The sequence below is a fragment of the Flavobacterium limnophilum genome (assembly GCF_027111315.2).
GTDB classification, from domain to species: domain Bacteria; phylum Bacteroidota; class Bacteroidia; order Flavobacteriales; family Flavobacteriaceae; genus Flavobacterium; species Flavobacterium limnophilum.
Map to the genome: position 1 here is coordinate 1,104,630 of NZ_CP114289.2, position 20,042 is coordinate 1,124,671.

Here is a 20,042-nt window from a genome sequence, read left to right on the forward strand (position 1 = left end):
ATTTAATTTTAATATTTTGTTTAAAAACTGATGTTTGTTCCAAAAGAAATGACACGTGCTCTGGGATAAGCAGAAAAATCAAATCCAGAAGTTAAAGCCGAATTGTATGTATTGACTTCGGGATCTCCACCTGAATATTTTGTCCAAGTTGCCAAGTTTTGACCAGAACAGTATACTCTCATTGCTTTTAGATGCATTTTTCTTAAAAAGTTGGTATCCAGATTGTAACCAAAAGAAACTGTTTTCAGTCTCAAGTAAGAACCGTCTTCAACAAATTGAGAGGAATAACCTCCTCCGTAAAAACCTTTGGTTCGGAAAATGTCGGAATTTGGGTTTTCGGGAGTCCATCTATTTTCGTAGCTGGCAAATTGATTGAAATAGGTAAGGCTTTTAGTGTTTCCTTCAAAAAGAATACGGTTTGCATTTAAAATGTCATTTCCATAAGACCATTGAAAAAATACGTTTAAGTCAAAGCCTTTGTATCTGAAATTATTGCTAAATCCACCAGTATTTTTTGGTAAACCGTGACCAATAACCGTATAATCAGATGAATTGACAACGCCGTCACCATTCAAATCTTTGTATTTGATGTCTCCAGGTTGAATATTGGCTCTGGTATTCCCATTTGTTGTGATTTCTGGTTTTAAGGTATAAATTCCATTGTTATTGTTGAAATCGTCATATTTGTAGGTTCCGTCAGATATATATCCGTACATTTCACCTAATGGCGACCCTACTTTTGCAATATAGGCAGGAACGTTTTGCCATATATTATCCCAAGGAATGCTACTTTGCAAGTTTGTTTGATTATCATTTAAAGCCAACACTTTACTTTTGTTGAAGGAGATATTAAAGGAACTCGTCCATGAGAAATTTTTTGTGTCAATGTTTTTAGTATCAAGAGTAAACTCAAGTCCTTGATTTTGCATCTGGCCCACATTTTTTAGGGCGGTACTAAAACCGGATGACAATGGAAGATTAGCGCTTAACAATAAATCGATTGTTTTTTTGCTGTAAGCATCTATTGAAAGAGTAATTCGTTGTTTGAGAAAACCCAAATCAAGTCCAATGTCTTTTTGTTCTGTTGTTTCCCATTTTAATTTTGAATTTCCTAAATTGGTGGCAACTGTTCCAGAAACATATTGATTATTAAAAACGTAACTATTGCTAATTGGGTTGTAATAGATAGTCAAGTAATCAAAATCGCCCACTCTGTTGTTTCCAGTTTTTCCATAACTGGTACGTATTTTACCGTCGGAAAGGATTTTGCTGTTTTTAAGGAATTTTTCGTTTTTAAATGTCCAAGACAGAGCTGCCGAAGGGAAATATCCCCAATGGTTTTCAGTAGGGAATTTTGACGAACCATCTGCTCTCATGGAGGCCGTAAAATAATATTTGGAGGCATAATTATAATTTACCCTGGCCAAGAAGGAAGCCATGCTCCAAAGTGATTCGAATGTATCTACCCTTAATTGGGTACCATATTGTAGCCCGTCTAATCCTAAATCTTCTTTGTCGGCTGGAATTTGGTTGGCACTTGTGCCGTAAGTTTTACTTTTTTGTTTTTGTATTGTAAAACCTCCCACGGCATTTATGGTATGTTTTTTATTGAATTTTTTATTCCAGGTCAGCGTGTTTTCATTTAACCAATTGCTAAATTGGGAATATTGAATGGATCCATTTATTCCATTTGCACTGCCGGGATATCCGTACTGTGTTTGTGAGTTGTTGAAGAGGTCATTTTCTACCCTGTTTTCGATGATTCCGCTACTCGTTCTAAATTTTAGTTCAGGAAGAATAAGATATTCTAAATAAGCATTGGAGTTTAAATTATTCGTGGTTTTTAAACGGTATAGGTTTTGTAAATTAAGGTATGGATTTACGCGATAATCATTGGCAGGATTTACGTCTGGATCCTGTAATTGGTCATCGGAAACTTCGCCATTATAAACAGGCCTGGATCCCCAAACAGATACCATAATATTGGTCGTTGCACTAGCTGTGGATATGGAAGGACTTGCTCCTGATTGTTCTAAGTGGCTATAATTAGTATTAATTCCAATTTTTACTTTCTTGGACAAATTTTGATCTACCACCAATCTACCTTGATATCGTTTATAGTTGGAATTAATTATAATTCCATCTTGGTCAGTTACAGATCCTGAAAAGGCATATTTTGTGTTTTCGTTTCCTCCTCTAATGGATAGATTGTAATTTTTAATTGGAGCAGTTTCAGTCACTTTGTCTTGCCAATCGATACCTTCAACAGTTTTGTAATAGTCCAATGTTTTTCCATCGGTCAAATACACTTGGGTAGGAGATTTATAAGCGTTTCCAGAAACCGGTGTAGGATCTAATTCTATTTGGTATTTTACAAATTCATAGGGATCCATTAAATCCATTGTTTTTAGATTCTCTTGAAAACCGTATGAGGTGTCGAAGTTAAATACCGGTGCCCCTTTTTTACCTTTTTTTGTTGTAATCACGATTACGCCATTGGCACCTCTGGCTCCATATATAGCTGTTGCCGAGGCATCTTTCAAGATATTGATGGATTCAACATCATTTGGGTTGATTATATTGTTATCCGGGTTTTCAATTAAAAATCCATCAATTACGTACAAAGGAGAGTTGTTTTGAGTAACAGAGTTGTTCCCTCTAATCACAATATTAGTTGAAGCTCCTGGTTGTCCGTCTGACGAGGTTACCTGTACACCGGCAGCACGTCCGGCTAGGGCTTCGTCAATAGAGCGTACCGGAGCCATTTGTATTTCATTTACGGCTACGTTAGAAACTGAACCAGTGATATCCTTTCTTTTTATGGTGCCATAACCCACTACAACTACTTCCTCAAGTCCGGTAGTCGATGACTTTAAAGAGATATTGATGACACTTTTGTTGCCCACTGCAAGGGTACTTGACTCATATCCCATAAATGAATAAACCAGTATGTCAGTAGCATTGACCTTAATGGAATATTTCCCATCACTGTCGGTCAAGGTTCCTTTTTGGGTTCCTTTGATTGTAACTGTCACTCCTGGAAGTGTTCCATTATGGTCATCGGTGACTTTTCCGGTAATTAATTTGTTTTGTGCGTTCATGACAACTGGAGCAGCTAAAAGCAGAAAGGCAGTAATCATAACTTTAAAAACGGACACAAAAGACTTTTTCTGAAATTTGTTTTGGTTTTTTGGGTTCATAACATTTGATTGATTATATTAATATGTTTTTTTAATGTTGTAAAATTATCAATATGAATAGAATGCAAAGCGGGGTTAGTAGTTCTTTGAAGGGGTATAATTAGTCCTGTCAATTTATAAAAGTCCACAAAAACTCGGATTATTGGCCTGTTTTTTTAACTATATATTCCATCCTAAGAACGTAATCAGTTATTGTTGAAATGAATCATTAAAATGAAATTTTTTAGAAGCCATACTTATGACAAAAGAAAGTAAAATTAAGCGAATACATTGATATTCCGGAAAATTTTTGTGCAGCTAGATTCTATCTCGTAATTATTGAAAAGTGGTGAAGTTGGCTTTCGAAGCCGTTCAATCTACCCCCTTAACTAGACCCAATACCCTCTTTTGTAAATCATTTATAGAAGTAATTTTGATTTTATTGACAAGCCAATTTAAATTTTATAATTATTGATTTTTTAATTTCGATCCTTGAGGCAAGTATGTTGCACCCAGATTTTAATTAGTGATTTAGTTTATGGGTTTGTTTAGGTTATTTATTCAGGTTCACACTGGAGAATGCATTAAACATATCGGGTCAAAGAGAGGCTGTCAAGAATTTTATTTTGAATAAATTTGCAAATGGTTCTTTTCAAAATCTCAGACAATACGAAAATTATTCAGCGATAATTTAAGCTATTGTAAAAGGAAACAACAAAGCAACTTAACTAATTAAAGAGTAAATTTGATAACTTTAAACGTTAAATTAACTACTTTTATTTTTAAATTTTATATACGTAAGCACGACAAACATGAAATTAAGAAGTATCCTGTTATTTATTTTTTTTAATCTATTGGCATGCTCCCTTTTTGGACAAAGTGTAAGTGGTTTTAAAAATTTGAAGTTCAAGCATTTATCCCTAGAAGAAGGTTTGTCCCAAAGCTCCGTGATATGTGTATTGCAGGATCACAAAGGTTTTTTATGGTTTGGAACCAGAGACGGATTAAATCGATACGACGGATATACCTTCAAAAAATACCGATACAATTCCCAAGATTCGGGCAGTCTTAGCAACAGTTATATCAGGTTCTTGTATGAGGACGAATACAACAATTTATGGGTAGGAACCAATAATGGTTTAAACAAATATATTGCCGACAAAGACTCTTTTAAAAGATATAGCCAGAATTTAGGTAAAACCCAAAACGAATCGGCCAACGAAATTTGGAGCATTGTTTCATACAACAAAGATTATCTATGGTTAGGGACAGGTTTTGGTTTGAAAAAATTCGATACCAAAAAGGGTACATTTAGCCGTTATGACATTATCGACAATAAAAAAAAGGATTCAAATGATGTTACAAGGAATTTATTGAAAACCAGTGACGGTGCTTTATGGATTTGTACCAATACGGGTGTCGATTTTTATGACCCCAAAAGGAAAATAAAAATCCATTATTCGAATATTCGAAATGGTGCAAATAGTATTCCCATTGAATTTCCAATTATTTACCAGGATAATGATAAAAATTTATGGCTAGGGCATAGAGGAGGTTTGGCGCTTTTAAATAAAAAGAAGAATGTTTTCGAGCAATTTGTCCTGCCATCGGGTAGCGTTTTAAATATTGTTGCCGAAGTTAGGACTATTCAACAAGATTATTTAGGCAATTTATGGGTGGGCACTTACAATGGGCTTTATATAATGAACAGCAACAAAAGTTCGATTGTGCATACGCTTCACGACGAGAACAATCCATATAGTTTAAGTCAAAATTCTGTTTATAAAATATTTGAAGACAGCCAAGCCAATATTTGGGTAGGGACTTATGCTGGGGGAATTAATTTTTACGACCGAAGTTATGATTTGTTCAAGAATTTTTCTGCAGGAACCAACAATTCAAAACTGAATTACAAGGTGGTAAGTTCGATAATTGAAGACCCGGATCAAAATTTATGGATTGGAACAGAAGGCGGCGGCATCAATTTTTTGAACAGGAAAACGGGATTGTTCAATTATTACAAACACAATGATAACGACCCCAATAGCCTGAGTACCGACAATGTAAAATCGATAATTCAAACCAAAAGCGGAAATTTTTGGATTGGTACACACGATGGCGGTCTTAATTTTTTGAATCCAAAACAAAAACCTTTACAATTTAAAAAATATACAAGCATAGCCGGCGATAACAGGAGTTTAAGCAACAACAGGATTATTTCATTATTTGAAGATTACAAAAACAACATCTGGATTGGTACTTCTGGAGGAGGAATTAATGTGTTGGAGAATGACTCAAAATCCATCACAAGAATACAGGATCCTTCAGAATATATTGGTGCCATTATTTTTTCCATTACAAAAACTTCCGACAATAATGTTTTATTAATCGCTGGAAATAAAGGGCTGGCCAAAGTTAATTGTACTACCCGTAAAATGACCCCCATTCATTATAAAGTTAAAAAGGATTTGTACAACACAAGCGCGACACTTTATGCTTACGAAGATGCCAATAAAAACCTTTGGATTGCCACGGAAGGTGATGGTTTGTATTATTACAATACGGCTTCCAAAAAAAGTTCAAAATACGGAATTCCCCAAGGATTGCCCAACGAGGTTATTTATGGAATCTTGGCGGATGATTACAATAATCTATGGATCAGTACCAATCATGGTTTAAGTCGTTTTAATTTCACGTCCCATCAATTTAAAAATTTTGATGTTTCCGATGGGCTTTTGGGGAATGAATTCAATTACGGCTCTTTCTTAAAACTGAAAAATGGCAACCTGATGTTTGGCGGGGAAAATGGAATCAATTTTTTCAACCCCAACAGCATTGTTGAAAATGCATTTATTCCTCCGGTTTACATAGCATCGATTCTTGTAAACAATAAGCCGTTTTTAGAAAAAAATGAGGCTGAAAATGAAATTGAACTCAAGTACAATCAAAATGATTTTAGTTTCAATTTTGTGGCTTTAAGTTACTCGCAACCCAACAAAAATCAGTATGCCTACAAATTGGAAGGATTTGACAAAGATTGGATTTATATAGGAAACAAAAAATCGGCAACCTATACCAACATTGATGCCGGGGACTATGTATTTAAAGTCAAAGCCTCCAACAGTGATGGATTATGGAATGAAAAAGGAGATTCGATCAATGTTAGAATACTTCCAGCGCCGTGGAGAACTTGGTGGGCTTATCTTATTTATTTAATGCTCTTTATCGCAGCCTTATTGGTTATCAGAAAGTACAGTTTGTTGCGAATTCACGAAAAAAATGAATTAAAACAAGAACGCCTTGAAAAAGAAAAAATAGAAGAAATCAACCAATTGAAATTGCAGTTGTTTACCAATATTTCACACGATTTCCGTACGCCGTTAACCTTGATTATTGGGCCTTTGGAACGAATGTTGGCCAAAAAAATGGGAAATGCTTTCATTCAAGAACAGCACGAGACGATGCATAGAAATGCCAGCGTATTGCTCCAGCTAGTGAATCAGTTGCTGGATTTTAGAAAAAGCGAATCGGGTAAATTGCAACTGAAAGCTTCCAAAAACAATATTGTTCCTTTTGTGGAAAACATAAAACTCTCTTTTGAGGAATTGGCCAAAGAAAAGCAGATCAAGTATTCCTTTCAAGCATCGAGTCAAGATATTGAAGTCTGGTTCGACACCATCAATCTAAAAAAAGTAATATACAATTTGCTGTCCAATGCGTTCAAGTTTACGCCGAATGGAGGTGAAATATCCATTGCGTTATCGACCACAGTTGCAAACAATAAAAGAGGAAATCCTACAAATTTCTTGGAACTGGTAATTCGAGACAGCGGAAAAGGCATTCCCCAAAAGAACCTGAAATACATTTTTGATCGATTCTATCGATTGGAAGAAGACGAAAATGTGCGATCCGGAACAGGAACAGGCATAGGTTTGGCCTTGGCAAAAAACATCGTAAAACTTCATAAAGGAATCATCAAAGCCATAAGCAGCGAAGGGGAAGGCACCTCATTTATCGTGTTGTTGCCTTTGGGAAAAGACCATTTGAAAGAAGATAAAATTGTGGACAGCACTGCAGATACCATTGATAATGAGAGTTCGTTTTACTTGGACAAACCCAATTATTTGATGGACAATTTGTCGGACAACGAAACAATTGAAGAAGGAATGGATAAGGACAAATCGCTTCCAATACTATTGATAGTGGAGGACAACAAAGAAGTGAGAACATTCATCAAGAATATATTTAAGACCAATTATACTGTTTATGAAGCTGAAAATGGACAAAAAGCCCTGGATATTGCGAACAAAAACAGTATCGATTTAATTATCAGTGACGTCATGATGCCGGTAATGGATGGTATTGAATTATGCTCCAAAATCAAGACCAATATTTTAACGAGTCATATTCCGGTAATACTCTTGACGGCCAAAACTTCCGAAGAATCCCAAAAATCGGGTTATACGACGGGGGCTGATGCTTACATAACAAAACCTTTTGATACAAACTTGCTGGAAGTTCGAGTAAACAACATATTAAAATCCAGAAAGAGTCTTATTGAAAAATTCAAGATAGACACGATTCTGGAACCTAAAGAACTAACGGCGACTTCTGCCGATGAAATGTTTTTGCAAAAGGCCATTGATTTAATAGAACAAAACATGACCAACGCAGAGTACACCATCAATGATTTCATCTCTGAAATGAACATGAGTCGTTCCGTGTTATACAGAAAATTAAAAGCATTAACCGATCAGTCCATAACAGAGTTTATAAGAACCATTAAACTAAAAAGGGCAGGCCAGTTAATCTTGAAATCCCAATTGAGCATTTCGGAAATTGCCTTCGATCTTGGTTTTAACGATTTAAAACATTTCAGGATATCCTTTCAAAAATTATTTAACGAATTGCCTTCGCAATACCGAGCCAACCACGCCGACAATTCAAAAACGAATGCTTCCACCGATTCGGAACAAGATGTTTAAAGGTCAAGTTTTAAATACTAAAAGTTTAGAATATGCCTTTTTAAATAAAAGAAGATTTTGGCACAAGAAAAATAGCGGGACACTCCTGCTATTTTTTTTTATAACATTGTCAGTGAAGTGGATATGTTTATTTTTAGGGTTAAAATTAATAAAAATGCCCAGTAATTCACCCTTTTAAGAATAGATACCCCCCTACAAAAAAACATTTCGAGTGTAATTTTACATCAGCGAAAATAGAATGTCATAAAAAGAATTACTCAAAACTTGTTTGTTTTAGGAGTCTGTCCAAATAACCAAATAATAGGACTGAAGTTTCCGCCAGCTTATTTGATAACAAAAAAAAATATAATAGATGAAGACGAACATCTCCTATAAAACAGTATTCTTTTTGATGGTATTCTTGAGTGCCCTATTGACCGGTTGTAATAAAGAAGGGAACGAGAGGTTTGAAAGTGATTTTGGAGACATTGAAACGCCTACTTTGGCAGGTTCGGAATATCGTCCCACTGCTTTAAAAGATTGGCAGGTTTCAGATAACCGAATAGAATGTTTGGTTAGTGACGAAAATAGAAATTTGCAATTGTTGACAAGAGAATTGGGAAACCAAAGAGGCACTTTGGAAATGACGGTTCGTGTTGGTTTTTTTAATCAAGCGTTATCCCATCGAAATACTAATTGGGCTGGATTTAGCATAGGTTCAAAAGGTAAATTTTTAAATTATGGAAATCGTGCTAAACTTTATAATGGCATAAAAATAGGCGTTTGCACCAATGGGGCATTATTTATTGGCGAGCCAAGTCCCAACCATAAAAACCAGGAAGTCATCAATGCTTTGCCAAAAGGATTGGACTTAAAGATTGTGGTGACTCCAATTAAAAATCATTACACTATCGATTTTTCAACCCTTGATATTGAAACAGGAAAAGTTTTGGCAAGCATTTCCAAAAAACAGGTGACCAAAGATGGATTGATGGGAGATTTGGTATTGGTAAGTAATTTTGAAAGTAGGGGTAAAGTAAATAATGCCAAAAGTGTTTGGTTTGAAGATTGGACGATAAAAGGAACAAAACTCAATAGTCTTGAAAATAAAACGGCTATATAACAGTATAGTTTTAGGAAGAATTCATTTTAACAAATAGAAAATATAACAATTAATCATAAGTTTATGAATGCACGATCGATATCAGACAACAAAAAGCATATTGTTTTTACATTGATGCTACTTCTTGTTGCAACCACAAGTTTTTCCCAAGAAAAAGCAAAACCTGCCGTAGAGTCATTCGAATCAGGGAGTAGTTTGGCTTCTTACAATAAAGTAAACAGTAATTTGTCTTTAAGCACTGACCACCATAAGTATGGAAAATCCGCATTGCAATGGGAGTGGAAAGGCAAAAGCTCTTTCGGCACTTCCAATTTCAAGATATTGACCCATAAAGAGAGTCCACTTAAATATGGGAATCATTTTCCGGCAAGTCCAACACTCATAATGTCATTATACAATGAAGTGCCTCAAGATGGAAAAATAACAATCTCTTACGAAAAAAATGGAAAACCGGAAGTTTGGTTTGACCTAGCACTTTCTTTCAAAGGTTGGAGACATATTTGGGTACCTTTCTATGAAATGCAAGGCAACAAGCCCAAAAAAGGAGCAGCCGTAGATTATGATTATTTTAAAATAAGCACTACTGCCAAAAGCGGAAAACTATATTTTGACGACATTATTTTTTCGCAATTCCAAGACGATAGACACCAATATCCCGATTTATTGGTGCCCTTTATCAAAAAAGACCAAATAGAAGGGGAAGATCATTGGATGCCACTGGCAAGCAATTATGAAAGAATTCGAAATTTGGAAAAAACACCTATTTCCACGGCGGATAAAATGGACTTGCAAAAGTTCGAAAAGCTAATGGATGACGATCTTCGTATAGACAAAAAATACAAAGTTTATATGAATACCCTCAATGATTTATTTCAAAAACTTGATTTAAATGATAATGGCAAGACAGTAACTGGACCACCGCTGACTTTTAAAGAAGATCAAGAATATTTTGACCAGAAACAGCAAGGACCAAATCGCTTCAATGACATTCAGGATTTAGGCAAAGTATTAAAAAAGTTGGCCAGTTTTTATGACCGTACCGATGCCTTGCAAAAACAGGAAATTGAAAAAATGTTCTTATCAGGCACCAAATACTTTTTGGATCAAGGCTGGCAAGCAGGTTCCTCAGGAGGCACGCGTCATCATATTGGATACAATGTCAGGGAAATTACCGAAGCATTTTATATCATGAGAGGCACATTGAAAAAAGAAGGACTGTTAAACGAGGTGGGAGCGAGCTTGCATTGGTTGTTTAATTTGGGAATTGTGTTGGACGATGAAAAAAAATTCCATGTCAACATTGATTATTTGAACACCCAATCGTACTACCACTTGATGCTCATTTTCTTGATGGAAGATCAAGAAAAGCAGGTTACTTTATTAAATGCCTATTCAAACTACATCTCTACCACTTTGGCACAACAAAACGAAGAATGGGGATTCAAAATTGACGGTACCTCATGGCATCATAACGGGCATTATCCTGCTTATGGAATCGGAGCATTTCAAACCGTTCCCAAAGTAATTAGAACTTTGTCGGGAACCAAATTCCGTATCCAACAAAAAGGACACGAAAATTTCAAAAAAGCTTTTTTGACTACCAGAATGTACAGCCAATTATACGATTGGGGTTTTGCAAACGCCGGTCGTCATCCACTGGAAGACAATGGTATTGCATCGTTAAAAAATCAATATCTATTGATGGCATTGTCAGGAAACCCGGAAGGAACTTCAAAAATTGATAAAGAGGTGGCTGCCGCTTATTTGAGGCTTTGGGGAAAAGAGGATGCTTTAAACACGGCTCTTTTTACGAATTTAAATGGGATTGAAAGTGAAAAATTATCGGGCTATCATACACTGCCTTATGGCGCCACGGCCATACAAAGAAACAACAATTGGGCAGCCATAATCAAAGGCTACAGCAAATATGTTTGGGCCTCTGAAATATATGTGGACGAAAACAGGTACGGACGATATCCGGCTAATGGAACCATTCAATTGTTGAACGACAAGGGAGAAAAAGGAAGCGGATTTCAACAAGAAGGTTGGGATTGGAATCGTTATCCGGGAGGAACCATCATTTATTTGCCTTTGGCAGAATTGGAATCAGAAATGCCTTTAATTATGTTTAGGTCTGTCGAAACATTCGCAGGTGCCACGGAATTGGATGGCAACGGTATTTTTGGAATGATTCTTAACGAAAGCAAAGGCTCCAATGCCGATGGTCCTGAAACCAAAGTAGGCTATCCCGGGAAACTAAAAGCTAAAAAGTCGGTGTTTTCTTTTGGTGACAAGCTCATTTGCATAGGTACAAATATTTCGAGCATTGACGGAAAAAATCCAACCCAAACCAACCTGTTTCAGACCTTTTTAAAAGATACAAAAGATCCAATATATACCTCGTCTGAAACTATTACCAAGTTTCCTTTTAAAACGGAACTTTCACAAAATTCAAAATCGGGGAGTTGGTTAATTGATCCTTACGGAAATGGGTACCACATTCTGTCCAATACGCCGGTACAAATCAAGAAAGAAAACCAACATTCGTATGAAAACAGGTATTCTGTTCGAACTGGCAACATAAATCCCAAGGCAAAAGGCGTTAAAGAAACAGAAGGCAATTATGCAACGGCTTGGATAGACCACGGTTTGGCGCCAACCGATGCTTCTTATCAATATGTTATTTATCCATTTCAAGAGGCCAACAATTTACAGAAGTTTGGAAGCAGAATCAAGGAAGACAAATCCTATTCAATTTTGAGAGCAGACAATATGGCGCACATCGTTTTAGATAACAAAACTGCGACAACTGGTTACGTGATTTTTGAAGCCGATAAAAATTTGGAAAAAGGGGTTTTAAAAGAAGTTTCGGATCCATCCTTGATCATGGTTCGTCAAGACAATCCATCTAACTTGACCATTAGTGCCGTGCAACCGGATTTGAATTTTCCAGAATATGAAACGGGAAAATACAGGAATTACAGCACGGCCGTCAAGCTGACAATAACGTTAAAAGGAAAATGGACAACTTCAATCACCGACACAGTTCTTGCCGTTGATAATGCTGCCGATGTGACAACAATAGTTGTTAATTGTAAAGATGGCTTGCCTTCCAAGTTTAATTTGGTGAAAAAATAATCACCCTATGCAATGACAAGTTTTTATTCAGTCATACAACTCGTTTAAATAATACCTTATGAAAAAAATAATTAGTTTGGCGATTAGCCTGTTAGCGGCACTTTCGATTAATGCCCAGCAAAAACCTAATGTTATTTTTATTTTAACCGATGATTTAGGATATGGCGACTTGAGTTGCTATGGTGCCACAAAATTAAGCACACCCAATCTTGATAAATTGGCAAAGCAAGGGATACAATTTTCCAATGCTCATGCTACTTCAGCAACCTGTACTCCTTCTCGATACGCTATTATGACAGGGCAATACCCTTGGCGCAAAAGTGGAACGGAGATTTTGCCGGGCGATGCCGCTTTAATTATTCCAACCGATAAACCTACGTTACCAAAAGTTTTCAAGCAAGCTGGTTATAATACAGGTATAGTAGGCAAATGGCATTTAGGTATTGGCGATGCAGTGGAGAAAAACTGGAACGGAGAGTTAAAGCCGGGGCCCAACGAAACCGGTTTTGATTATTCCTTTATTTTTCCCGCAACCGCCGATCGTGTGCCAACCGTATTTTTGGAAAACCATAGAATAGTGGCTTTAGATCCTGCCGACCCAATTCAAGTTGATTATGTAAACAAAGTAGACAATGACCCAACTGGATTGGAACATCCCGAATTGTTGAAAATGAAATCTTCGCCGGGACAAGGACATAACAATACGATTGTAAATGGCATTGGTCGAATTGGTTATATGTCTGGAGGTCACCAAGCACGCTGGACGGATGAAGAAATGCCCTTGACTTTTTTATCAAAAGCAAAAGATTTTATTGAAGTCAATCAAAAGAATCCATTCTTTCTTTTTTATACTTTGACGGAGCCCCATGTACCAAGAATGCCTTCGACGATGTTTAAAGATAAAAGTGGATTGGGTTATCGTGGTGATGCCATTCTTCAATTGGATTGGTCGGTTGGCGAGATTATGAAAGAGTTAAAACTTTTAGGTTTGGATAAAAATACCATCATTGTTTTTTCAAGTGACAATGGTCCCGTTTTGGATGACGGTTATGTGGATGGGGCAGTGACACGACTCAATGGACACACTCCTTGGGGACCTTTACGAGGAGGGAAATACAGTGTGTTTGAAGCAGGAACAAGAGTTCCTTTTATAGTTAGCTGGCCAGAAACCATTAAACCGGCAGTATCGCCAGCACTGGTTTCTCAAATTGATTTGCTGGCTTCTTTTTCGAAAATGTTGAATATTCTTCCGGAAGGCATACCCAATGATAGCGAGAACACCATTGATGTTTTATTGGGAAAATCAGACAAAGGGCGCGAATATTTAGTAGAACAAGGATTTACGGATAACCTGGCCATTATTCAAGGAAATTGGAAATACATAGAACCAAAAGAAGGCCCAAAAATGAACGAATTGGTTAATATTGAATTAGGTTACGATAAACAGCCACAGTTATATAATTTGAGTACTGATATTGGAGAAACGAACAACCTAGCCAAAAAATATCCAAAAAAAGTAAAAGAGTTAAAAGCAAAATTGGAAGAGATTAAAAAAGGGAGCAAGTAGATGATCAAGAGGAATCATCCAAGAATTTTAAACAATTTGAATACTATGAATCATTCTAAAAAAGAATTCCTGTTCGTCTTATGTATCTTCTTTATTGGATACGCAGCAGTTTTTGCTCAAAAAGCTTCCGTTTTAAATCTGCTTGATTATAAGCAACTTCAATTAAAATCGGTTAAGGAATGTTATCAAAAAAGTGACGAACGAGGAGCTTTTAAGGAATTACTGGATTTGTACCGAAAAAAGGAAAATTTGTATTTAAAAGTTACCCAAGACGATGCAAAATATATAAAACAAACTTATCCAATAGGAGTCTCCAAAACATTAAAAACGGCTAACGATGTGTTAAAACATAATTTCCTGTTTCGCGATGATTGGGATATGGAAAAAACCAACATACCGTATCAATTTCAAGGAGCTATTGATTGGAAAGCCATACCCAATGGAGATGAAGAATGGTGCTTTATGCTGAACAGGCACAAATATTGGATTGATTTAGGAAAAGCGTATTTGCTTACCGGGAACGAAAAATATGCCAAAGGCTTTGTGGACCAAGTTACCCATTGGATAGACAATAACCCTTTGGATGATAGTTTGAAAAAACGTTCTTGGCGACGTATTGAAGCGGGCATTCGATGCGAAAATTGGATAAAATCATTCGAGTATGTGAAAAATTCAAAAAGCATTACGCCTGAGTTTTTGTCTAAATTTCTAGCATCGTTGTATCAACACGGTGTCTATCTGAATAGTTCCTTCACTGATTTTTCGAAAACCAGCAATTGGGGTGTTTTAGAATTTCAAGGTTTTTTTAATTTATCACTTTTTTTGGATGATTTTAAAATCGCTTCCCAATGGCAAGCCGATGCTATTGATAAATTAAATACTTGTATCAACCTTCAAATTTTAGAGGATGGAAGTCAATGGGAACAATCACCCATGTATCATAATGAAGTTTTTCATTGTTTTATGAATGTAAATTTATTGGCACAAAGAAAAAATATTGTACTTCCAGTTAGTATCGTGGAAAAAACCAAAAGTATGGCGTATGCCAATATAAAATGGCAAAAACCCAATTATCATCAGCCTTTATTGGGAGATAGCGACGATACGGATTTAAGAGGATTGCTAACCTTGGCAGCAACGGTATTTAACGATCCAGTAATAAAATCAAGAGCTTATACTAAATTTGATTATGAAACCCTTTTTATAATGGGTTTGGAGAAGAATGCTATTTATGAAAATAGGATTTCAAAGGATCCTGATTTTTTATCTGTTTTCCAGCAAAGTTCAGGCGATTTTTATATGCGTGATTCTTGGAAACAAGAGGCCAATTATACCAGTTTTCATTTAAAAAAATTAGGTTGTGGTCACGGACACGATAATTTATTGCATTTTACCCTATTTGCAAACGGTAAAGATTATTTGATTGATGGCGGACGCTATACGTATGTAGACAATGAATGGCGGGAGTATTTCAAAAACAATAAAAGTCATAATACCTTGGGGGTTGACAATCTGACTAATACCATTTACAAAGATTCTTGGATAAATACTTTCGAGGCAAATTCCCAAGGGGTTTATGCTAAATCGACAAGCAATTATGATTATGCAGAAGCAGAAAACACTGCTTATAAACGATTGGAAGATCCTGTTGCAATGAAACGAAGAATGCTTTATTTAAAACCAAATATTTGGTTGCTATTCGATAGTTTCGCTGCAAATGGTAAACATACTTATTCACAATATTTTAATTTTCCAAATGACAGTATCCAAATTGAAAAGGAAGGATTGACAACAACTTATGCAGATAATAATTTAAGAATCCAGCCCATTAATCCAGCCCAAATTAAATTGGAAGATTCTTGGTGGTCTCCAGAATACAACCTGAAAAAGAAGGCCAAACGAGCCGAATTATCCATCAATAGAACAGGGTTTATTTCTTTTATTTCTTTGCTGTATTTTCCAAATCAGGTGAATTTAGTTTATGAAAAAAAGCCTGTTTATGACAGGAATGATGTGCTGCAAAAAGACGAAGATGTGGAAGCTGTTTGTTTGTCCATAGATGATAAAAACTATACGTTATTGGTAGTTCATAATTCGCCGGCACCTGCTGTACATTTTTTTAAAGTGGATGATGTTTTGGTACATGGAGAAGTGGTGTTGATCGAAAAAAATGATGAAATAAATACAATAACCATTATTAAAGAGTGATTAGTCTAATTTTATGAATCGTATGTTATTTCATGAAAATTAGGATTGCATTTTTGAAGGTTTACTTTTTTTAATATTTTAATTATGGAAAAATTATTTTTATGGCCCAATGAAATACCGAATGGTAATAAAGCGAAAAGAGCCTCCTCCCAGATAATTGATCCAATAAATAAAGTAACCAAATTAACGGAAGTTACCAATCCGTCAATGGACGTTTTTAAACCTGATGCATCTGTTGATAATGGCATCGGAATTATTATTTGCCCAGGTGGCGCATATAGCATATTAGCTATTGATTTAGAAGGACATGAAATTGCGCAATGGCTTACAACATTAGGATATACTGCCTATGTACTCCAATATCGGGTTCCGGATAATCAAAAAGGGGCGTTAAATGATCTTCAAAGAGCAATCAAAATAATTCGCAGCGATTCTAAATTCAATCACGCCCAATTGGGATTAATTGGATTTTCGGCTGGTGGAAATTTATGTGCTTATGCTAGCATATCTCCTTCAAAAGATTCTTATTCGGGAATTGACGAGATGGATTCTATTTCAGGTCGACCAGATTTTACTCTTTTAATTTATCCCGCCTATCTCGATTCAGGAAAAAATAACACGCTTTCCCCAGATTTGTTTTTCGATAAAAACACGCCACCCATTTTTATATTCGGGACTAATGATGATCCCCATTTCAATAGTAGCTTGATTATTGCACAAGCGCTTCAAGAATCTGATGCTTCATTTGAATTACATACTTTTCAAGAGGGAGGTCACGGTTATGGATTGCGTCACGGAAATAAGGCAGCGGAAATGTGGCCAATTCTTGCTGAAAGATGGCTTAACAAAATAAAAACACCTACAAAATGAATGATAGCCTAAAAATATATACTGTAAAACAGATAGAGCATAAAAAACTAGCAATCAATGGAAAAGGGAGTCATTCTCTGTGGGATAAAGCTGATGAGCTGCTGGATTTTTGTTCTCCTTGGGATTCAGAACAAATAAAACCAATAGAGTTTAAAGCCCTTTGTGATACGGAAACCTTGTTTTTTTGTTTTAAAGTCGAAGATGCAGATGTACACATTGACACTACAGACAATACAATCAGAAGCATAAATGAATCCGACAGGGTTGAGTTGTTTTTTAGAACCAATGAAGAGCTAAATCCTTATTATTGTTTAGAAATTGATCCTGCATCAAGAATTATGGATTTCAAGGCGCGTCCCAACAAACAATTTGATTTCAATTGGAATTGGCCTAGCGACGATATTGAAGTGATGTCTTCTATTGAATCAACCCATTTTACAGTTGAAATAGCCATTAGTTTGGCATCGCTTACAAAATTGGGTTTGATTAAGGATGGCAAAATAGAAGCAGGAATTTACCGGGCTAAATACAACAAACAAGAGGATGGAAATTACGAACCTACTTGGATTACGTGGGTAAACCCAAATACGGAATCACCAAATTTCCACACTCCTTCCTCATTTGGAGTTTTGCATTTAGAAAACCAATAAAGTTTATTAAACTTTTGGTGTTTTCAAAATTGACGGAACCAATTGTTAAAAATTGTCGAGGAAACTTTTTTGTACATAAACCAATCCTTTCCCAATCAATTTGATTTTCATCTTATATAAATTCAATAAATATTTTCCAACAATTTAGCCTTGATTGAAAAAATGAATACTCATTTAATGGTGTGTTTGTTTAAAATACTGGTTGTTTGGTTTTTAGGTTTGGTTTTCTGTAATTTATTTAGCCGAAATTCTTTGCTTTTTTATAAAAACCCCTCTTAATTGAATAGATTCACCCCTTACTATTTTGAACATAAGTATGAAATTTGTCTTAAAATAAGACTTTAAATAATAAAAATATGGAAACGATAAAACCAACTCTCGTGATTTTGGCTGCGGGTATGGGAAGCCGCTACGGAGGCTTGAAACAAATAGATGCCTTTACGCCGGAAGGCGACACGATTATTGATTTTTCACTTTATGATGCACTTCAAGCCGGATTTGGAAAATTTGTATTTATAATTCGCAAGAGTTTTGAAAAAGAGTTCAAAGAGATTTTCAATAAAAAATTGGAAGGTAAAGCAGAAGTCGCTTATGTATATCAAGAACTGGAAAATGTTCCCGATAAATACATTAATCCCGAGAGAACAAAACCTTGGGGTACTGGACACGCTTTATTAATGGCCAAAGATGCGGTAAAAGAAAATTTTGCCATTATCAATGCAGATGATTTTTACGGAAAAGAAGCCTTTCAAGTGATGGCAAAATCCTTGACGGAGAAAAATAAAGAGTCTTATGAATTTAATACCATGGCGTATTTGTTGAAGAACACGGTATCAGATCATGGCTTTGTTTCCAGGGGAGAATGTCAAGTGAATGAAAATGGATATTTGACAGATGTAACCGAGCGCACGCATATCGAAAAGATTGACGGCAAATTGATGCGCAAAGACGATGAAGGACTATTTATTCCAATCGATGAAAACACCGTGGTTTCGATGAATTTTTGGGGATTTACACCTAAATGTTTTGAATTTGGCGAAAAATTATTCGAGGAATTCCTGGAAGCCAACAAAGAAAATTTAAAAGCCGAATTTTATATTCCTTCTGTTGTCAACGAAATATTGAAATCCAGGATTGCCAGTGTCGAAGTGTTGCAATCGGATGCCAAATGGTTTGGGGTTACTTACAAGGAAGACAAAGAAATTGTGCAAAAGGCAATAGGCGAGTTAAAAAAACAGAATGTTTATCCACGTAATCTTTGGTAAGATGGTAGCGCAAAAACTAGAATATATTTTCAAGAAATTTGAACACAAAGGCGAGTTTGATTCTTATGAAGAATTAGCATCGGGTCATATTAACGACACCTATTTAATTAAGACCAAGAAGAAACCTTTTTTTGTGTTGCAACGCATTAATCACGGCGTTTTCAAGGATGTGCCGGGGCTTATCGAAAACAAGGTGGCAGTAAGTCGTCATATTCAAGATAAATTGAAAGACTTGTCCAAGAAAAAGAGGAAACGACGCGTATTGGCTTTTGCCAAAACCAATACCGGAGCGTCTTACCATAAAGACGAGGAAGGGAATTATTGGAATTTGATGTATTTTATTGATGACAGCGTAACTTATGAAACGGTAAGCAATGAAGAAATAGCTTATGAAGGGGGACGTTTGATGGGGCAGTTTTTAACTCTTACCAGCGATTTTGACGTGTCCAAATTAATAGAAGTCATTCCAAGGTTTCACGATATGTCATTTCGCTACATGCAATTCGAAGAGGCTTTAAAAGTGGCTTCCGAGGAGCGATTGAACAAAGCCAAAGAGCAGATTCAATTGGTGGAAGATTATAAAGAAGAAATGCACATTATCCAGGGACTAAAAGAATCGGGTGCGATAAGAACCCGTGTAACCCATAACGATACCAAAATATCAAACATCCTTTTCAACACCAAAAACAAGGGACTTTGTGTAATTGATACCGATACCGTGATGCCGGGGATTGTACATTATGATTTTGGCGATGCTATTCGAACCATTTGTAATACGGCAGCCGAGGATGAAACCAATTTGGACTTGGTGGAGTTCAACGTTTCTTATTACAAAGCCTACACCGAAGGATTTCTAAAAAAAATGGGGCCTTTTTTGTCTCCATTGGAATTGAAATATCTTCCATTGGGGGCCAAAACGATGATATTTATTATGGCTTTGCGTTTTTTAACCGATTACCTGAACGGTGACGTGTATTACAAAACCAAATATCCGGAGCATAATTTTGATCGAGCAAAAAATCAGTTTAAATTAATAAAAAGCTTTTCAGAAAGAATAGACATTTTAGATAAATAAAGA

Annotated in this window: 10 protein-coding genes; 9 read left to right on the forward strand and 1 reads right to left on the reverse strand. The window is 35.9% G+C overall.

Annotated features, from left to right (window positions below; translation table 11 throughout):
* Positions 1-20: 20 nt before the first annotated feature.
* Complete coding sequence (locus tag OZP13_RS04465) at positions 21-3,140, reverse strand: SusC/RagA family TonB-linked outer membrane protein (RefSeq protein WP_281298805.1); 3,120 nt, start codon at positions 3,138-3,140, stop codon at positions 21-23.
* 938 nt (positions 3,141-4,078) lie between these two features.
* On the opposite strand from OZP13_RS04465, the gene OZP13_RS04470 reads away from it, so the two are divergent.
* From OZP13_RS04470 to OZP13_RS04510, 9 genes are all read left to right on the forward strand, one after another.
* Positions 4,079-8,164 (forward strand): hybrid sensor histidine kinase/response regulator transcription factor, encoded by a 4,086-nt coding sequence (locus tag OZP13_RS04470; protein ID WP_281298806.1) that lies wholly within the window; start codon positions 4,079-4,081, stop codon positions 8,162-8,164.
* A gap of 352 nt (positions 8,165-8,516) precedes the next feature.
* A complete protein-coding gene (locus OZP13_RS04475) occupies positions 8,517-9,266 on the forward strand; it encodes a hypothetical protein (protein ID WP_269242622.1) in 750 nt (249 codons plus the stop codon).
* Between the two features lie 63 nt (positions 9,267-9,329).
* Entirely contained in the window at positions 9,330-12,404 is a 3,075-nt protein-coding gene (locus tag OZP13_RS04480; RefSeq protein WP_281298807.1) for a chondroitinase family polysaccharide lyase, read from the forward strand.
* Between the two features lie 58 nt (positions 12,405-12,462).
* On the forward strand, positions 12,463-13,971 hold the full coding sequence (locus tag OZP13_RS04485; RefSeq protein ID WP_281298808.1) for a sulfatase family protein: 1,509 nt from the start codon (positions 12,463-12,465) through the stop codon (positions 13,969-13,971).
* Between the two features lie 45 nt (positions 13,972-14,016).
* Positions 14,017-16,179 (forward strand): alginate lyase family protein, encoded by a 2,163-nt coding sequence (locus OZP13_RS04490; protein ID WP_281298809.1) that lies wholly within the window; start codon positions 14,017-14,019, stop codon positions 16,177-16,179.
* Positions 16,180-16,263: 84 nt separating this feature from the next.
* The gene (locus OZP13_RS04495; protein WP_281298810.1) at positions 16,264-17,049 is read left to right on the forward strand and encodes an alpha/beta hydrolase; all 786 of its coding nucleotides are present in this window, start codon (positions 16,264-16,266) and stop codon (positions 17,047-17,049) included.
* The gene (locus OZP13_RS04500) at positions 17,046-17,699 is read left to right on the forward strand and encodes a carbohydrate-binding family 9-like protein (protein ID WP_269242638.1); all 654 of its coding nucleotides are present in this window, start codon (positions 17,046-17,048) and stop codon (positions 17,697-17,699) included. The genes OZP13_RS04495 and OZP13_RS04500 overlap by 4 nt, the downstream gene beginning before the upstream one ends.
* 356 nt (positions 17,700-18,055) lie before the next feature.
* Positions 18,056-18,964 carry a nucleotidyltransferase family protein gene (locus OZP13_RS04505; protein WP_269242640.1) on the forward strand — a complete coding sequence of 303 codons (909 nt, stop codon included), beginning with the start codon at positions 18,056-18,058 and terminating at the stop codon, positions 18,962-18,964.
* Positions 18,939-20,039 (forward strand): phosphotransferase enzyme family protein, encoded by a 1,101-nt coding sequence (locus tag OZP13_RS04510; protein ID WP_281298811.1) that lies wholly within the window; start codon positions 18,939-18,941, stop codon positions 20,037-20,039. The genes OZP13_RS04505 and OZP13_RS04510 overlap by 26 nt, the downstream gene beginning before the upstream one ends.
* Positions 20,040-20,042: the final 3 nt, after the last annotated feature.